The sequence below is a fragment of the Corynebacterium halotolerans YIM 70093 = DSM 44683 genome, from assembly GCF_000341345.1.
Classification (GTDB): domain Bacteria; phylum Actinomycetota; class Actinomycetes; order Mycobacteriales; family Mycobacteriaceae; genus Corynebacterium; species Corynebacterium halotolerans.
Genome location: NC_020303.1, coordinates 67492 through 86256 on the forward strand (window position 1 = coordinate 67492; position 18765 = coordinate 86256).

Annotated in this window: 14 protein-coding genes; 7 read left to right on the forward strand and 7 right to left on the reverse strand. The window is 65.8% G+C overall.

Annotated features, from left to right (window positions below):
* Positions 1-77: 77 nt before the first annotated feature.
* The 6 genes from ccsB to A605_RS14620 all read right to left on the reverse strand — a co-directional run bounded on the left by ccsB (position 78) and on the right by A605_RS14620 (position 6648).
* Positions 78-1106, reverse strand: a complete 1029-nt coding sequence (gene ccsB / locus A605_RS14595) for a c-type cytochrome biogenesis protein CcsB (RefSeq protein WP_015402277.1) — start codon at positions 1104-1106, stop codon at positions 78-80.
* A 33-nt stretch (positions 1107-1139) separates the two neighbouring features.
* Positions 1140-2819 carry a cytochrome c biogenesis protein ResB gene (gene resB / locus A605_RS14600; protein ID WP_015402278.1) on the reverse strand — a complete coding sequence of 560 codons (1680 nt, stop codon included), beginning with the start codon at positions 2817-2819 and terminating at the stop codon, positions 1140-1142.
* Positions 2820-2913: 94 nt separating this feature from the next.
* On the reverse strand, positions 2914-3726 hold the full coding sequence (locus A605_RS14605) for a cytochrome c biogenesis CcdA family protein (RefSeq protein WP_015402279.1): 813 nt from the start codon (positions 3724-3726) through the stop codon (positions 2914-2916).
* Positions 3723-4337 (reverse strand): TlpA family protein disulfide reductase, encoded by a 615-nt coding sequence (locus tag A605_RS14610; RefSeq protein ID WP_015402280.1) that lies wholly within the window; start codon positions 4335-4337, stop codon positions 3723-3725. The genes A605_RS14605 and A605_RS14610 overlap by 4 nt, the downstream gene beginning before the upstream one ends.
* A gap of 152 nt (positions 4338-4489) precedes the next feature.
* Positions 4490-6001, reverse strand: a complete 1512-nt coding sequence (locus tag A605_RS14615) for a multicopper oxidase family protein (protein ID WP_027004539.1) — start codon at positions 5999-6001, stop codon at positions 4490-4492.
* A gap of 71 nt (positions 6002-6072) precedes the next feature.
* Entirely contained in the window at positions 6073-6648 is a 576-nt protein-coding gene (locus A605_RS14620; RefSeq protein WP_015402282.1) for a CueP family metal-binding protein, read from the reverse strand.
* A 406-nt stretch (positions 6649-7054) separates the two neighbouring features.
* On the opposite strand from A605_RS14620, the gene A605_RS14625 reads away from it, so the two are divergent.
* The 6 genes from A605_RS14625 (at position 7055) to A605_RS14650 (ending at position 13082) form a co-directional block, all read left to right on the forward strand.
* Positions 7055-7774 (forward strand): response regulator transcription factor, encoded by a 720-nt coding sequence (locus tag A605_RS14625; protein WP_015402283.1) that lies wholly within the window; start codon positions 7055-7057, stop codon positions 7772-7774.
* Positions 7771-8886, forward strand: coding sequence for a sensor histidine kinase (locus tag A605_RS14630; RefSeq protein WP_015402284.1), 1116 nt, complete (start codon positions 7771-7773; stop codon positions 8884-8886). Before A605_RS14625 ends, A605_RS14630 begins: the two co-directional genes overlap by 4 nt.
* Before the next feature lie 162 nt (positions 8887-9048).
* Entirely contained in the window at positions 9049-9381 is a 333-nt protein-coding gene (locus tag A605_RS14635) for a heavy-metal-associated domain-containing protein (protein ID WP_027004538.1), read from the forward strand.
* Positions 9382-9437: 56 nt separating this feature from the next.
* On the forward strand, positions 9438-11642 hold the full coding sequence (locus A605_RS14640) for a copper-translocating P-type ATPase (RefSeq protein WP_015402286.1): 2205 nt from the start codon (positions 9438-9440) through the stop codon (positions 11640-11642).
* A 50-nt stretch (positions 11643-11692) separates the two neighbouring features.
* The gene (locus A605_RS14645) at positions 11693-12370 is read left to right on the forward strand and encodes a DUF305 domain-containing protein (RefSeq protein WP_027004590.1); all 678 of its coding nucleotides are present in this window, start codon (positions 11693-11695) and stop codon (positions 12368-12370) included.
* A gap of 106 nt (positions 12371-12476) precedes the next feature.
* Complete coding sequence (locus tag A605_RS14650) at positions 12477-13082, forward strand: vitamin K epoxide reductase family protein (RefSeq protein WP_015402288.1); 606 nt, start codon at positions 12477-12479, stop codon at positions 13080-13082.
* Positions 13083-13305: 223 nt separating this feature from the next.
* On the opposite strand, the gene A605_RS14655 is transcribed toward A605_RS14650, so the two are convergent.
* On the reverse strand, positions 13306-13614 hold the full coding sequence (locus tag A605_RS14655) for a hypothetical protein (protein WP_015402289.1): 309 nt from the start codon (positions 13612-13614) through the stop codon (positions 13306-13308).
* A 924-nt stretch (positions 13615-14538) separates the two neighbouring features.
* On the opposite strand from A605_RS14655, the gene mobF reads away from it, so the two are divergent.
* A complete protein-coding gene (gene mobF / locus A605_RS14665; RefSeq protein WP_161607642.1) occupies positions 14539-18765 on the forward strand; it encodes a MobF family relaxase in 4227 nt (1408 codons plus the stop codon).

The following is an 18765-nucleotide window of genomic DNA, read 5'->3' on the forward strand; positions in this document are numbered from 1 at the left end:
CGAGTCATGTGACAGCAACTTTCAGTACTTTCCCAGCGGATCTGGGAGTGTCGGGCAAGGCGTGGACGAATCCGGTTTTAGTTCAGGCCAGCGTAGGAGTGCAGGCCAGAGACGACCAGGTTGATGAAAAACAGGTTGAAGATCATCGTGGCCAAAGCCAGGATGTTGATCCACGCGGCCTTGTGGTCCCGCCACCCGGCGGTGGCACGCGCGTGCAGGTAGGCGGCATACAGGATCCAGGAGATAAAGGAAGCCGTTTCCTTCGGGTCCCAGCCCCAGAACCGGCCCCAGGAGGCTTCCGCCCAGATAGCACCTAAAACGATGCCCAGGCCGAGGACCGGCAGCGTGACGATGGCGGACTTGTAGGCCAGTCCGTCGATTTTCTTCGCGTTGGGAAGTGGCTTGGCCACCGCGCCGAAAAAACCCTGCTCTCCACCCTGGGGTTGCCAGATGCGCAGTAGGTAGAGCAGGGAGGCGATACCAGAGACGATCCCAATCGCCGCGCCCAGAGAGACGGTGGTGACGTGGACGGGCAGCCAGTAGGACTGCAGGGCGGGCACGACCGGGGCAGAGACTGAGTAAAGGTTGGTTCCTCCGAAGAACATCAGGATCAGGACCGGAACCAGCAGCCACGGCCACACACTGCGCCATTCGCGGTGTTGAATGACGATCGCGGCGGCGATCATCGCCAGCACGCAGATCATGGAGATGTATTCATACATATTGCCCAGCGGGAAGCGGTAGGTGGCTAGACCGCGCAGGACCACAGACATCAGGTGGATGGTCGCACCGACCCACACCAGGGCTTGGGTCATCCCGCCGAATTTGTGGGCGGAGGATTCCTTAGCCGCGAATTGTTCATCGGTGAGTGGGGCATCTGCGGCAGCATCCTCATCGGAACTGTCAGCGAGCTCAGCAGTGCTGGCGCCGGCACGCACGGCAACACGTTCGGGTTCTGCGATATGTTCGCGCAGCCGCCGGGCGTCAATGACACCCTGGATCTTCACATAGAAGATCAGTGAGAGCACCAGGGCGAGCAGGTAGATCACGAACGCGGTCTGGAAGGCGGTGTCGGAGAAGGTGGACAGAGTCTGATTAACGGGCATGAAGGGATAAGTCCTTAGAACTGAAAGCAGGTGCTACTGACTAGGGCTTGTGGCCAGAACGGGGGTGTCCTCCTCGACCTCCTCGTCGATGTCGTCCGGGTCGGGCAGCCCGAGCAGTTCACGGTGGATCTTGTCGAACTCGCCACCCCAGCCGGCCCGGTCGGTACGTGCCAGGCCGCCTATCTCTACGAGGGTGGCTGTGCCATCAGCGGTGGGGCGCAGGCGGATCCAGATACGTCGGCGCTTGATGACCAGCGAGCCGATCAGCGAGGCGAGCATGATCACGGTGGTCACCAGCACCCAGGGTTGGAACGGGTCGTGGCTGATCTGGAAGTTGGCGAATTCACTGGCCCCGTCGAAGGTGATCGTGGTGCCGTCATCGAGGGTGACCTCATCGCCTTGCTGCAGGTTGACGCGTTCGATCTTTTGCAGCTGTCCATTGGCGATCAGGGTGGGGTCGAGTTCGAAGATGGACTGTGAGCGCCCGGTGTCCAGGCCCGCATCACCGCGGTAGATGTCAATGGCCACTGCTGGATCCCGCATCGCCGGGAACGCCGAGGTCAGCAGTTGACCGTTATCCCCGGACCACTCGGCGGTGGGGGCGAACAGACCCTGGAGGGCGATCTGGTTCTGACGGCGTTCAAAGATGTCCGGGTACATGCCGGCCGGTGGGTCAAAGCGCATGGCGCCCGATGACAGGAAGAAGGTCGGATCTTCGGGTCCGAACTGGATGGTCTGGGTCCGGGTTTCCCCGTTGGGCCAGGTGACGGTGAAAGTCGGGGCGTAGCCGTGGCCCATGAGGTAGATGCGGTCCCCGGCCACCCGGAGCGGGTGGTTGACCTGCAGCTGGTAGTCGGTCCACTCGTCCTTCGGTGTGAGGATGTCCTCGCCGACCGCGTAGGAGATATTCGAGGTGAACATCTCCGCCTGCCCGTTGGGCAGGTAATCGGCGGCGAAGTCATGCGCGTCGAAGCAAAACGTGGTCAGCCCCGTGCCGTCGAAGGTCGGCCCGGCCCGGAAGGAGTCGAAGTTGGCGGTGGAGGTGTTGCAGAACTCGGTGCTCTGCTCGATCGGTGGGGTCTCGTAGTTGCCGGATTCGGTGACGATGATGACCATGCCCTCGTAGTAGACCATCCGCCCGGCCGCGATCGTGACGAGCATGCCCACCAGCGACAGATGGAAGATCAGGTTGGCCCACTCGCGGGTGTAGCCGCGCTCGGCCGCCAGGGAGAACACCCCGGCCCGGTCCTGGTTGGGGGTGTAGGCGGCGACCTTCCACCGCTTGAGCAGCCCACGGGCGTCGGCACTCACCTGGGACAGCGGCTTGTCGACGGTGCCCGTGGCGTGTAGCGGCAGCCGCTCCAGGCGTTTCGGGGCACGCGTCGGCGGGGTTTTCATCGCCTTGTAGTGATCCCAGGACCGGGGCACGATGCAGCCGATCAGGGAGAGGGTCAGCAGCATGAAAATGGCGTTGAACCAGGTGGATTCGAAAACATCGAACAGCTGGAGTTGATCGTAGAACTCCGCGATCCGGCCGTTGTCGGCGATGTAGTCGGCGACATTGCCCTCATTGAGGCTGCGCTGGGGCAACACGGTACCGGGGATCGCGGCGATCGCGAGGACGAACAGCAGCACCAGCGCGGTGCGCATGCTCGTCAGCCAGCGCCAGGCCTTCTTCGGATACGTCCACAGGGTGCGCATCAGGGTGGTCATAGGTGTTCCTTATTCCAGGCCGCAGCCAGGACCGGATGGTGCCGCGGGGTGGGGGATTGCAGTCGTGGTCACCGGTGGGATGACCGGTCAGGGGTTAGATCAAGGTGGCGCCGTATTCCACGGTCCACTGGCGCACCCAGTTGATGAAGTACGCCCACGCTCCACTGGCCAGGGCGATACCGACGGCGACCATGAGTATCCCGCCGACCATCTGGATTTTGCGGGAATGCTGTCGCAGCCAGCCGATCGTGCGCATCGCACGCGCCGAGCCAAAGGCCATGAGCAAAAACGGCAGACCGAGCCCCAGGCAGTAGCCGATGATGAGGATGACCCCGCGCATGGCGGTCATGCCCTCGGTGCCGGCGGACACGGAGATGATCGCGGCCAGGGTCGGTCCCAGGCACGGGGTCCAGCCCAGGGCGAACACCCCGCCGAGTAGCGGGGCGCCCAGCCAGGTCGACCACTTCTTCGGCGCCATCCGGGTATCACGTTGCAGGGCAGGCACCATCCCCATAAACGCCAGGCCCATGAGGATGGTGATCACCCCGCCGATGCGCATGAGGGTCTCGGCGTTGAGGGTCAGCAGGCTGATCGTCCCGAAGACGGTGACCGTGGCGAGCACGAAGATGACCGTGAAACCGAGGATAAACAGAGCCGCTGCACCCGCTACGGCCCACTGGCGTTTGACCACGACCGGGCCGCGTTGAGCGTCGTAGTCGACCTCACCACCGACCACACTGGCCAGATAGGACATGTAGCCAGGCACCAGCGGCACCACGCACGGGGAGGCAAACGAGACCAGGCCGGCGGCCGCGGCGGCGAGGATGCCGATCAGCAGCGGTCCGGTGGCGGCGGCGTCAGCGAATTGCTGACCGATCGCCAGCTGGGCCATCACATCAACGGTCATGGTGCTGGTGCCTCCTGGGCCAGGGGCAGGGCGACGTCGAGGATGTCGTCGGCGTCGACCTCCCGGAGGAAGACCGCCGCCGGGCGGTGTTCCCGGTCCAGGACGATCGTGGTGGGGATGACCGAGGTCGGCACCCCGCCCAGGGCCGCGGCGGTGCGAAACGGCGGGTCGTAGATCGATGGGTAGGTCACGCCGTTGTCGAGTTTGAAGTCCTGGGCGATGGTGGGGTTGTAGTCACGGACGTTGATGCCCAGCACGGTGCCGCCGAGGGGCTCGAGAGTCTCCTGAGCGATCTGCAGGTCATCGACCTCGGCGCGGCAGGGTGCGCACCACTGGCCCCAGGCGTTGAGGACGACGACCTCGCCGTCAAAGTCGGAGAGGCTGATTTCCTTGCCTTCGTCCATCAGGGAGGGGCCGGAGAAATCCGGCAGCGGGGCACGCTGGTCTTCGTCGTAGAAGATCTCGGTCTGGCCGCCGGGGGAGTGAAACTGGAAGGTGCCCCCGACGGCCACGGCGTTTCGGGCACCGTCGCCTGAGGAACAGGCCGTCAGGGTCACGGTGGTGAGCACCGCGGCAACCGCGATGGCGGCCCTGCGGGGTGTGCTCGACATGGATTAGATCTCCTTATTCCGGGACGGTGGGGAAGAGACCGGTGTTCTGGTTATCCCGGAGAACCAGAACGTCACCGAAGCAGGTCCTACTGCTGCCCGGTGGAAGGTCTGCAGCGACCCGGCCCACCCCAGCGACCGACCATGCTGTGGGGTTATGCGTACCGCAGGGAACTCATCATCCCGGTTTCCTGGTGATAAGCGTTGTGGCAGTGAAACGCCCACTCACCGGGGTTATCGGCGATCAAGTCCGCGTCCACCGTTTCGCCGGGGAGAATGAGGACAGTGTCCTTGCGCAGGCCGCTACTTCCGGGAAGAGCCCAGGTATGCCCGTGCAGGTGCATCGGATGGGGCATGGCCGTGGGGTTGTGCATCCGCATCCGCAGGCGTTGGCCTTCTTGGACTGTGCCCGGGGAATCAGCACCGTCGATGCGCAGTCCCCACTGGTAGGGCATCATCTGGCCGGTCAATTCGACCTCTGTTTCCTTATCCACGTCACCGGCTGGGAGCAGGGCTCGTTCCGCCGGCTCAAAGGACGTCAAGAAGGTACCGGGGGCAGTGAGTTCGGGGAAGGTAGTCTCTGGTGCGGGGGTCTGGCCCGCGGCGGTCCGGATGACGGCAAACGCCCGGTCGTCCTTGCCGGCGGCCAGGGCGGTCAGGGGAAAGACACCATCACCGAGTACCACCTCCACGTCGACGCGCTCACCCATCGAGAGGTAGAACGACTCGATGTCGTGGGGACGGACCGGGAAACCGTCGACGTGGGTGACGGTCATGCGGTGGCCACCGAGAGCCACCTTGAAGATGGTGTCAGCGCCCGCGTTGATGAACCTCAGGCGGGCTTTATCCCCCGGTCGGGCATTAAACGTTCGGTGCGCCCGGGGAATGCGTCCGTTGATGAGGTAGTGCGGATACATGACATCACCGGCATCTCCGCCCAGAGCCGGATCGGGCGTGCCGTGGGCCATCATGCCCCCCTCACCACCCATATCCATCCCGCCGTGGCCACCCATGTCCATGTTTCCGTGTCCGCCCATGTCCATCCCCGTCAGCATGGTCAGCTGGTTCTCGGGGCTGCTGCCGTCGATGCCGTCCAGCCAGTCGTCGAGCACGATGGTCCATTCAACATCCTGGTCGTCGGCGTCGTCCGGGTCGCGGACGATCAGAGGGGCGTGCAGACCACGATCGAGTTGGAGACCGCTGTGGGAGTGGTAGAAGTAGGTGCCTCCATGGGGGGTTTCGAACACATAGGAGAACGACTGACCAGGCTCAATGGGAGGCTGGGTCATTCCTGGTACCCCGTCGGCGGCAACATGCAGGGCAATCCCGTGCCAGTGGATGGAGGTGGCCTCGGGCAGTTCATTGGTGATGTCGACCTGGAGGACGTCCCCGGCAGTGGTTTCGATGGCGGGCTCACCGGTCTCGGCGCTGTACCCCCAGGTTTTCGCCTCGATGCCGCCGATATCGATCGACATGGGTCGGGCGGTCAGTTTCTTGCGGACGGAAGGCGCGGGAAGATTCGGGGGAGTCGGGTAGGAGGATGACGACGAGGAGGACGCGGCAGGGGCCGAGGTGCTGTTGCCCTGTCCGCAGGCGGCCAGTGCGCCGGTGCCAGCGAGTACGAGACCGCCGAGAAGAAACTGTCGCCGGGAAAAGCTGTTGGTCATGGTTCAACCGTCCTTGGTGCAGGTCTGAGTGACAAAGGGGAAAGGCGCAGGTGGAGCCCACTGCTGAGGCATCAGGTCAGGCGCAGGTCGGTGACGCAGGTGGCGCCGTCGTCGGTGGTGGAGAAGTCGGTGACACCGGTGCGCCCCTGGTGGGTGATCTCGATGGTGCCGGTGGCATCATCGGGGATCCAGAAGCCGACAAACCCGTTGTCGAAGGTGGTGGTCTGCTCATCGATCAGGACCTCCCCGGTGGTCTCATCGGTGATCGTGACCTCGACGTCCTCGTTGTTAAGCTCGCCCAGACAGGTGGTCAGACTGTGGTAGAAGCAGTCATGGGTCTGGGTCACATACGGCGCAATCGAGACGTAACTTAAGCCCTGGGGCAGGTCGAGAACCTCTTCCTGGTTATCGTCGGAGAGCACCAGCTCATCGGTGCGCACCGAGGCGATCAGGTCGGTGGGACGGTCGGTGACCGCCTCCTGGTCGAGGTGGTCGATAATCTCCCGGGCGTCCATCGCGGCCAGGCCGTGAGTGGTCAAAAACTTCTGCTGGCTCACCTCCGCGGTGGCGGTGGGGTCAGAGTCGGCTGCCGAGCACCCGGTGAGGGTCAGGGCAAGGGCGGCGGTGGCGATCGCTACTCGTTTCACGTCAATCTCCTTGGGTCGTGATAAGACCGTGGTAGGACACCGCCCGAGGAGGTGGTGCTCTACCTTTCTCTAGCACGCCCGCCCGCTAGTCAGGAAATAAAAAAGCCCTGTTCACGGACTTAAATGCGGTGAAAAGGGGGTTGAGTCGGTGGGCTGGATCACCACCAATACAGCACACCGCACGGGTGGATGATGCCCTTTTACCCGGCCCGGGTACCGGGGTCAGGGACACGAAACCACTGGTAACACCTCCCGCGCCGACGGAGGGAAGGGCGCGGGTCTTGTCCCCGGTGGAGCGGATGGAAGGAGATGTCCGGTGGGTGATTGTTGAAGATTTGACGAAGATTTCCCTGTCGGGCGCCCACCGAGGGTGGTATCACCCCGGGCCGGGGCGATACTGGGACCCATGACTGACCGCACACCGACCATCGACACGCCCCGGGGGCGGGTGCTGGTCGTCGACGATGAACAACCCCTGGCGCAGATGGTGGCCACCTACCTCGCCCGGGCCGGATTCGACACCGCCCAAGCCCACACCGGACTGCAGGCCGTCGATGACGCCCGCCGGTGGAAGCCCGACGTCATCGTGCTGGATCTGGGGCTGCCGGGCCTCGACGGGCTGGAGGTCTGTCGGCGGATCCGTGCGTTTTCCGACTGCTACATCCTCATGCTCACCGCCCGTGGCAGCGAGGACGACAAGATCACCGGGTTGACCATCGGGGCCGATGACTACATCACCAAACCGTTTGGCATCCGAGAGCTGGTCACCCGGGTCAGAGCGGTGCTGCGCCGCCCCCGCCTGACCCCAAGTGCTCACCCCGCCACCCCGCTGGCGGTCGGAGAGCTAGTCGTCAACCCGACCGCCCACGAGGTCCGGATCAAGGGCGTTCTCGTGGACCTAACGCGCACCGAGTTCGAGCTGTTGCTTGCCCTGGCCCTTCGCCCAGGACAGGCCCTGACCCGCCAGGAGCTGGTCACCGAGGTGTGGGACACCACCTGGGTCGGGGATGAACGCATCGTCGATGTCCACATCGGCAACCTGCGCCGCAAACTCGGCACCGATTCCCACGGTCAGGGGTTTATCGACACCGTCCGCGGGGTCGGCTACCGGATGGGGCGGGCATGAGAACCGACACCGGCCTGACCACCCGCTTCCTGGCTGCCCAGGTGTTGGTCGTGGCCATTAGCCTGCTCGTGGCGGCCGCCGTGGCCACGATGGTGGGCCCGACGCTGTTCCACGACCACATGTTAATGACCGGCCGGGACGACCCCTCGCTGGAGCTGTTCCACGCCGAGCAGGCCTACCGGGACGCCAACCTCATCACCCTGACCGTTGCCGTGCCGACGGCCTTGATCTGCGCGGTGATCGCCAGCCTGTGGCTGTCTCGCCGGCTGCGCACCCCCCTGCAGAGCCTGACGCGCGCGGCCACCACCGTCGCCGGCGGCAACTACCGGGTGCGCGTCCCCGCGGGGGACGCCGGTCCGGAGGTGACCACCCTGGCACGCGCCTTCAACATCATGGCCGACCGGCTGGAACACACCGAGGATCTGCGCCGCCAGATGCTCTCGGACCTGGCCCATGAGATGAGCACCCCGGTCTCCGTGCTCGCCGTCTACCTCGACGGACTCCAGGACGGTGTCGTCGACTGGAACCTCGCCACCCACACGGTCATGGCCGACCAACTGACCCGCCTGACCCGCCTGATCGAGGACATCGACGATGTCTCCCGAGCCCAGGAAAACCGCATCGACCTGGCCCTGGCCGAAGAAGACCTCGGCGAACTGCTCCACGCCGCAGCCGCCGCCGCGGCGGAAGCCTACGCCGACAAAGGGGTCGGTCTGCAGGTCGAGGCCGCCACCGCCACCGCCCGGATCATCGTCGACCGGCAACGCTTCGGCCAGGTCATGGGCAACCTGCTGACCAATGCCCTGCGCCACACCCCACCCGGGGGACAGGTCCGCATCAGCGCGGCCCAACAGGGCTCCGACACCGTCCTCATCGACGTCGCCGACACCGGCGACGGCATGACGACCGAGCAGCTGAGCCACATCTTCGAACGCTTCTACCGAGGGGATACCGCCCGTAACCGCGACACCGGCGGCGCCGGCATAGGACTGACCATCTCGCGTGCGCTGGTCGAGGCCCACGGCGGAACCTTGACCGCCACCTCACCCGGGCCCGGGGCGGGGTCCGTGTTCACCCTCCGCCTTCCCTTGGCCCCCACGGAGCCCACCTGATGCATAACGATCCCCCCACACCCCACCTTCCCCTCCCGAGTACCACCACAACCCTCACAACCGGGGCACCGATCCCCATCACCCCATGACAGATACCCCATACGGGTATATCATGAGGGGCGATAACCCACCCGATCCCACCGACCCACAGGAGCGCTTTCGATGACCACCCCGACTCCCCGCTTGCTACCACTGGCCTCCGACGGCTGTGGGTGCTGCGCGCCCTCTACACCGTCTGCGACCGCCTCCGCCCCGGAGGCGACCACCGTCGACGCCACACCTGACCCACTGGTCACTTACCCCGTGACGGGCCTGACCTGCGGGCACTGCACAGGCAGCGTCACCGCAGCAGTCAGTGCCCTGCCGCAGGTCACCGATGTCCACGTTGAGCTGGTGGCCGGCGGTGTCTCCACCCTCACCGTCACCGGTGCCGTGCCCCCGGAGACGGTGCGCCAGGCCGTCGGGGACGCCGGTTACACGATCATTGATTCCTGACTGACCCACCCCTGACCCCGCCCCGCTATCCGGGGGCGGGAACGGAAGGAACGCCCATGCCCCACCCCCACCACCCTGACCACGGCGACCACCACACCCCGGAGCCACCCGGCGATGAGCACCATGCGGATGCCGACACCCACGGCCAGGCCATGCCGCAGGATCATCCGCATTCCGCGGTCGATGAGGACCATCACGTCCACACCCACGGCGAGCATGCCGGCCACAGCACCGCCATGTTCCGACAGCGCTTCTGGTGGTCGCTGATTCTGTCCATCCCGGTCGTTGCCTTCAGCCCCATGGTCGCCGACCTGCTGGGTTACTCCATCCCGGACTTCCCCGGGGTGGAGTGGATTGCCCCGGTCCTGGGCACCGTGATCTTCGTCTACGGTGGCACCCCGTTCCTCAAGGGCGGATGGACTGAGCTGACATCGCGCCAGCCGGGCATGATGCTGTTGATCGCCATGGCGATTACCGTCGCATTCGTTGCCTCCTGGGTGACCACCCTCGGGATTGGTGGTTTCCACCTGGATTTCTGGTGGGAGCTGGCCCTGCTGGTGACCATCATGCTGCTGGGTCACTGGCTGGAGATGCGCGCCCTGGGGGCGGCCTCCTCGGCCCTGGATGCCCTGGCAGCCCTGCTGCCGGATGAGGCCGAGAAGATCGTCGACGGGCAGGCCCGCACCGTGCCCGTCACCGAACTGGCCGTCGATGACGTCGTGCTCGTCCGAGCCGGCGCCCGCGTCCCGGCCGACGGGACGATCATCGACGGATCCGCCGAATTCGATGAGGCCATGATCACCGGGGAATCCCGGCCCGTTTTCCGGGATACCGGCGAGCAAGTGGTGGCCGGGACGGTGGCCACCGACAACACCGTCCGCGTCCGCGTTGAGGCCACCGGCGGGGACACGGCCCTGGCCGGTATCCAGCGCATGGTCGCGGACGCCCAGGAGTCTTCTTCCCGCGCTCAGGCGCTCGCCGACCGGGCGGCGGCCTGGTTGTTCTGGTTCGCGCTGATCTCCGCCCTGATCACCGCGGTGGTCTGGGCGATCATCGGCAGCCCGGATGATGCCGTGGTACGCACCGTGACCGTGCTGGTTATCGCCTGCCCGCATGCCCTGGGCCTGGCCATCCCGCTGGTCATCGCGATCTCCACCGAGCGGGCCGCGAAGTCCGGGGTGCTGATCAAAAACCGCATGGCCCTGGAGCGGATGCGCACCATTGACGTGGTGCTGTTCGACAAGACCGGCACCCTGACCGAAGGCGCGCACGCCGTCACCGACATCGCCGCCGTTCCCGGCACCACAGAGGGCCAGCTGCTGGCCCTGGCCGCTGCCGCCGAAGCCGACAGCGAACACCCCGTGGCCCGGGCGATCGTCACCGCCGCCACCGAGCACCCGGAGGCCTCCCGTCTCGGACTGCGCGGCACCGATTTCACCGCCGCCACCGGCCGCGGCGTCCGCGCCACTGTCAACGACGCCGAAATCCTCGTCGGCGGACCCAACATGCTGCGCGAACTCGACCTCACCACACCGGGCGAGATCACCGACACCACCCGCTCCTGGACCGAGCGTGGGGCCGGCGTGCTGCATATCGTCCGTGACGGCCAGATCATCGGTGCCGTGGCGGTCGAGGACAAGGTCCGCCCTGAATCCCGCGCGGCTGTAAAGGCCCTGCAGGACCGCGGGGTCAAGGTCGCGATGATCACCGGCGACGCCCGTCAGGTCGCCCACGCCGTCGGCAAGGATCTGGGGATTGACGAGGTCTTCGCCGAGGTGCTGCCCCAGGACAAGGACACCAAGGTCACGCAGCTGCAGGACCGTGGCCTGAGCGTGGCCATGGTCGGCGACGGCGTCAACGACGCCCCGGCCCTGGCCCGCGCCGAGGTCGGCATCGCCATTGGTGCCGGCACGGATGTGGCCATGGAATCCGCCGGGGTGGTGCTGGCCAGTGACGACCCCCGGGCGGTGCTGTCGATGATGGAACTCTCGCGGGCCAGCTACCGCAAGATGGTCCAGAACCTCATCTGGGCATCCGGCTACAACATCGTGGCCGTTCCCCTGGCCGCCGGTGTGCTCGCCCCCATCGGGTTCGTGCTCTCCCCGGCCGTCGGGGCGGTGTTGATGTCCCTGTCGACCATCGTGGTCGCCCTCAACGCCCAGCTGCTGCGCCGCATTGACCTGGAGCCGACTCACCTGGCCCCGACCGGCCGACAGGAGGAACAGACCACCCCAGCATCAACAGCAGCCACTGTCCACTGATCCTGAATCATTCACCAACTCCTTTGTATATGACCCTGAAAGGCACCATCATGAAGCGCACTATCACTCTCGCCGCCCTCGCCCTGACCTCTACTCTGGCCCTGGCCGCCTGCGGCGAGGCCACCGAGCCCGAGCCCGAGACCACCGACACCACCACCTCGGCCACTAACACCGAGACCACCACCGCTGAGACGACCGCGACCGCCACGGCGACGACGACTGAGGCGGACGGAGAGATTTCCGCCGAGCACAACAACGCGGACATCATGTTCGCGCAGATGATGATCCCCCATCACCAGCAGGCCGTGGAGATGAGCGAGATGCTCCTGACCAAGGAGGACATCCCGACCGAGGTCGCCGACTTCGCCCAGGGCGTGATCGACGCCCAGGGCCCGGAGATCGACCGGATGAACGCCATGCTCGAGGCCTGGGGACAGCAGCCGGTCACCGGATCCTCTGGCATGGGCGGGATGGATCACGGCGACATGAGCGGGATGAGCGGGATGATGACCGAGGAGGACATGGCAGCCCTGGAGAACGCCCAGGGCACCGAGGCCGCCCGCCTCTACCTCGAGCAGATGACCGCCCACCACGAAGGTGCCGTCGACATGGCCCGCGATGAGGTCAACGATGGCCAGAACCCACAGGCCGCTGCCCTGGCCGAGCAGGTCATTGAAGACCAGGAGGCCGAGATCGCCGAAATGGAGCAGATGCTCCAGAACCTCTAACCAGTCTCCCTTTTTAACCAGATCATCACCCGGGGGCTGCTGCAGCTGTGCGGTGGCCTTCCTTGCACGCCCAGAGTCCACCGCCAGAAATGAGAACTTTGCGACCATGACGAACGACCAGACCGTGCTGCCGAGTTTTGCCCGCCAGCGGCCTTTCGCCCTCATCCTGCTGGTCACTGGCGTGATCGGCTGGGTCGCCTCCGGCATTCTGGTGCTCGAGCGCCTGGCCCTCTACGAGGACGCCGAGCACGTCACCACCTGCGACCTCAACGCCCTGGTCTCCTGCGGAAAGGTGATGGGCACCTGGCAGTCCGAACTGTTTGGCTTCCCCAACCCGTTGATCGGGATTGTCGCCTTCGCCGTGGTCATCACCACCGCGATGGCCATGCTGTCCGGGGCCCGGCTCGGCGACTGGTACTGGGCCGGCCTGCAGGCCGGAGTGACCGTCGGTCTGCTGTTTATCATCTGGCTGTGGTACCAGGCCCTGTTCGTCATCCACATCTTGTGCCTGTACTGCATGGTGGTGTGGGCGATGATGATCCCGCTGTTCATCCTGCTGACCGTGCGCAACCTCGCCCACGGGCTTTTCCCCGCCTCCCCTGCCGTGGTGCGGTTTGCCTCCCAGTGGGCCGGCACCCTGATCGCCGTGGTCTACGTCGCCGTCGCCGTCTCGGTGTTCCTCAGCTTCTCCTCCGACTTCACTAGCCTCTAGCCGTGACGAGCTGTCGGTTCCTTCTCCGCGACTGTGTCGAGAGACCGGGTGTCGGTGGTAAACGACACCACCCCCCGGTCAGAGAGCGTGCGCACCACGATGCCGACCGCATCCTGAGCGAGGGGAGCCAAGGACAACCACCCTTGGCATGGGTGGCTGCGCCTGACACAAGGGGTGTGTTCTCGCGCTCGACCCCGCTCCGCCGATGGGGCTTTTAGAGGCGTCAGAACAGCGGGGTGGTGGCCTCGTCCTCGACCGCGTCTCGTTCGGCCTTCTCGTGGGTGGCGATGAGTTGGTTGAGCCGGCGGATAGACAGCCCGGTGGTCTCCGACAGCGTGGTCAGGGTCATGCCGAGCTCGCGTAACCGGACGATCTGGTGGCCGGCGTGTGCTTCGTGCTCGGTGATCGTATCGAGGTGCTCACCGAGCTTGAGCAACACTGCCCCTTGGGCCTCGGCGGTACGGCGCTGCCGCTCGAGGAATACCCGCTGCCGCTGACGGGCTTCCAGGCTGATGCGTCCTCTCCTCGCCATTGGCTTACTTACTCCTTGATGAGGCGGTGGACTGGATACTCGGCTGCCTGCGTCTCGGCGGCGTACCCGTCGAGGAGAGTGACGAGGGTGGGCATGTCTGCGCCGTCGAGACGGTCGAACCAGTAGCCGAAGCCCTCGCGTGCGTCTGCACCAGAGCCTGTTCCCCGGACGACAACACCCCATCGTCAGCCGCCTTGGCCACCTGTGCCCAGCCTGTGGTGCCGAGGATGCGCAGCAGCCTCTGGTCGTGATTGAGGGCGCGGATGAGGGGAGCGGACAGCACGGCAGGCACCTTTCTTACAAGCCGGGGAAGGGCGTTGTGCTTCCCACCCTAAAGCCTCGGGCAGACACGAACAGATGGGCACTGTTCGACCGCGTTCGAACACCCCTCAGTGACGGCCACCCAGATGGCCAGAAGGACAGCGATACCTTCCGCTGCTTCGCCCCGAGGGGCACCACCTCCCAGGGTCATCCCCAGCCCACCCGACTACTGATGCTGACGGCCACGACCGCAGACAAGCACCAGGAGGCGTCGAGGCGACGCCTCGATCAGCGCGCCTCCTCGCGGTAACACCCACTCCCCCATCGCCTCGCCTGCCTGACGGGCGTGCAGACCACCGACGGCGCACTCACCTTCCTTGCTCCCTCACCTCGGCCACCGGTCATGCGGTCATCACCCATCGCCGAGTCCCGTCATCGATCAGTGGCTACCGAAGGACATATCTGCGCACGCGCATGCTCCCCTCGCATCACGCCGCGTTCGCTATCTGCCCGTCCCATCGCCGAATTCCGGTCGACGCGCGACCGCGAAATGAGATCAATACACCTTTGGCAGATAATCTGACTTTCGGTTTTCCCAGTTCACACCCGCCCACAAGAAGTTGCCGAAGCACGCACCAGCTTCTGTTCCTAGACTCGGAAAGTATGTTGTCGATGCGGGTGGTCCACGCCGGGGATGGCTACGCCTATCTCCTCGGCTCGGTCGCCTCCCACGACGATATGACCCAGCCCGATCTAGCACTCGCGGACTACTACCAGGCGACCGGAACCCCACCAGGACGGTGGTTCGGCAGTGGCATAACCGGGCTCGGCGAGACCTCCGTCAGCGTCGACGGAGTCGTCAATGAGGCGCAGATGGGCGCGCTCTACGGCGAGGGCTTGCATCCGGATGCGGATGCGCGGATGGCCGCCGGCGAGCCGCTGGCGGACGTGAAGTTGGGGCGGGCGTATGCGACCTATACCAACGGCGTCGAGGTCCTCAAGGCTGTCTCGAAGACGGAGAAACAAGAACGTCAACGCCTCGGTCGGCGGCTCACGACGGAGGAGAGAAACGAGCTCGCACTGTCGGTGGCGCGTCCGTTTCATGCCTCGGAGACGGGCTTCGAGCACGCCGATGCCCGCGTAGTTTTGGCTTGGCTCAACACGCAGAAGCACTCGGTGCGGCAGCCGGCGGCGGGGATGGATCTGACGTTTTCACCGACGAAATCCGTCTCGCTGCTCTGGGCGCTCGGCGACGAGGAGACTCGCCAGGCGATCGAGAAAATCCACCGGGAGGCAGTCGCTGATTCCCTCGTGTGGGTCGAAGACAATGTGCTCTTCACGCGCACCGGGGAGCGCGGGGAGAGACAGGTTCGGGCCCGGGGAATGATCGCGGCGACGTTTATCCACTACGACACTCGGGCCGGGGATCCGGACCTGCACACCCACTGTCTGATCGCCAACAAAGTCCAAACACGAGAAGACGAACTGAGCCCTGAGGATGCCGCGAAGTGGCGGGCCCTCGACACTCGGTTCCTGCACAAAAACTCCGCCCGCATCGGCCAGCGCTACCAGGACATGATGGTCCACCGCCTCTCCACGGAACTCGGACTCGAGTTCTACGAACGCACCACCGAGGAGAACAAAGCACCCGTGTGGGAGGTCCGAGGCATCGATGAGGACCTCATTGCGGCCTCCTCCAAACGCCGCGCTCAGGCGCAACCGGTCTACGAAGAATACGCCCGCACCTACCGGGAGACGCATGGTCATGCGCCTTCGGATCGGGCGGCCTACGAGCTGTGGCAGCAAGCCATCCTGGATACCCGCGATGCGAAGAAACCCGCCCGATCTCTGGCCGAGCATCGCCGCGAGTGGGCCCAGGAATACGGCATTCAGAACCTCTCCGCCCGAGCACTCGGGGAGGCCGCCCGGGCCGACGGACACACCCGACCCGCTTTCCCCGCCTATGGCACCGACCACCGCGAGGAAGCGCTCAAGGAGTTGGCCCGCCAGGCGGTGGACGACACCCGCAAGCGCCGCGCGAGCTTTGCCCACCGGCATCTGGACACCTCGATTTCCATGCGCCTGAACGCCTGGAGGTTCGCGAATGAGACGGAGGCTGCGGCCATCCGGCACCAGGTGCACGCCGTGGCGCTGCGGGAGTTCGTCACCACCCTCAACTCAACCGAACCGCTCGCCCTCCCCGGAGCGTTGGTGCAGCACGGCCGGGCGATCGACCTCGAATCCGAAGCAGAAGTCCTCACCGCCAACGCCACGCTGCTCGAGGAGCAGACCGTGCTCGAGGCGATCAACCAACCCACCGCGTATCTCGTCACCCGCCAGGCCGTCGACGACGCCCTTGACCGCCACCAGAACACCGCCGGGTTTGCGCTGAACACCGGGCAGGAGGCACTGGTGCGCCACCTCACCGAGACCGGCGCCATGCTCAGTGCCGGTGTCGGCCCGGCTGGCACGGGCAAGACCGCCTCGATGGCCGTCGTCGCCGACCTCTGGCGCGGAGAAGGCCACCAGGTCCATGCCCTGGCCCCCTCAGCCCGGGCCGCGCAGCAACTCGGCGACGACATCGGTGAAAAAGCCCGGACGCTGGCCTCACTGACCTACCGCTGGCGCGGGGAACTGCCCGGCATCCCCGCCCACGACGCGCAAGCCCTCGGCGTCTCCATCACGCCCGGGGACATGCTCCTGGTCGATGAAGCGGGCATGGCCACCACCGCGGATCTTGCAGCCCTGACCGAAATCGCCCAAGCGACCGGGGCTATCGTGCGTCTGGTGGGTGATCCGCATCAGCTGGATGCCGTGGAGACCGGTGGGCTGTTGCGCACCATCGTCAAACACGACCACTCGACAGAACTCGACCAGGTCATGCGCGTCGGCGACGACACCGCCCAAGCCGACGCGGGTCTCAAGATCCGCCACGGCGACACGACCGGGCTCGATCTCTACGCGCAGCGGGGGTGGATCCACGGCGGTAACCGCGAGGATCAGATCCTGACCGCCACGACCGCCTACCTGCAGGACATCGACGCCGGCAGGAGCTCGATTCTCATCGCCTCGACCAACAAGGATGTGGCCGCAGCTAACCAGCTCATCCGCACCCACCGGATGACCACCGGCGACGTCCAGACGGACGGGCCCGCCGTAGCCCTCGGCGGCAGCGAGCAGGCCAGCATCGGCGATACCATCCTGACCAGGCGCAACACGATGATCAACAACACCCGGATCCTCAACGGCCAGCAATTCACTGTGACCGCCATCCACGACGACGGCTCGGCCATCGTCCAGGGCACCGAGCGCCCCACCCCGCTTATCCTGCCCGCCGACTACCTCGCCAGCCATGCCCAACTCGGCTATGCCGCCACCGTCCACCGCGCCCAAGGCGTCACCGTGGATACCACCCACGCCGTGGTGGGTCCGGAGACCGACCGACGGGGCCTTTACGTCGCCCTGACCCGCGGAAAGAAGGAAAACCACGCGTATGTCGCCACCGACACCCCCGTCGACCTCGACGGTGAGGACGCGCACCGCCACATGTCCGGCGAGAACACCGCCGAGCCCACCCCGCTCGAGGTGCTCACGGGGATCATCGGCCGGGACACTGGCCACCGCAGCGCCACCGACCTTCGGGCAGAACTCAACGCCCAGGCCACCTCTGACGAACGCATCGCGGGCCTCTATGCCTCGGCCTGCGACCAGCTGACCACCACCTGGCGCCGCGACACGGTCGAACCCCACCTTCGCCGCGTCCTCGACCAGTTGCCCATGGGGCTGACTGCGGAGGTGGATGAGGACCGGGCGGTCGAACGCATCGCCACCACCGCTGTCCGCCTGTCGAAGGTCGGCATCGACTACCGCGACCACCTCCACCACTCCACCACCGATTTGGAGGGAGCGAAGGATGTCGGGGCGGTCATCGCCCACCGACTCGCCGGCCATCTACCCGAGCACTCCCCCACCCGACCCCAGCTCCCACCCGTCGGGGCCTACACCGACCTCGAGTTGCACCAGTGGGCCCGCGAGACCGCCTCGATGTTGGACACCCCGACCCCGGCGAAGCCGGTGGAACAGATAGAGCCGGATCCCCGCCAGGTCGTCAAAGACTCCCTGGCCGATCGCCCGCTGCACTGGGTGGATGATGACCGAATGCTCGCCTGGATCCGCAGCGGCGATGTCCTGTTCACCACCACCGCCCACCAGGCCCAGGAAGAAGCCGAACGCCTAACCAGGCAGGCCGAGCGGGCCACCACCGCCCAGCAGGCAACCACGGAGCTCACTGCCCGACTGGAGGAACTGGAGCCCAAGCGGCAGGCCGCCCAGGAGCAGCTCGACCAGGCCCGAGCGGACCTCCACCAGGCGGAACACCAGGCGAGATCCCGGGGCATGTTCGCGAAAATGATGAACAAAGCCCAGGATCAGGCCGCCATCGACACCGCGACCGAACACTTCACCCAGGCCCACGCCCACTACCAGGAGATCGCCCGAACCACCGGCGAGCTCTCTGATCAGCTGCGCCGACTCGGCCCCGCACCTGCCGTCCCCTCTGAAGGGGAGCTTGAGCGTGTCCGCCACCGCGCCCAATTCTTCACCCGCATCGAGACGTACGCCGGCAACACCGACATCGTGGACGCCGAGAAAACCTGGCGGGCCCAGGCCACCGGCGAGGTCGCCCGCATCGACGACAACGTCCGGGCCAAGAAATGGGAACGCACCGGCAAAAAAGTCCTCACCTTCTTCGACGAAGCCAAGATGCCCGACGACGGCTGGCTGACCCGGGCGCTGTCCCGACACCGCTCGCAGACCACTACCCAACCCAGCCACACCCTGGCACCCGAGTTCGACCACTCCCCCACCCGTGACCACGGGCCGGAGCTGTAG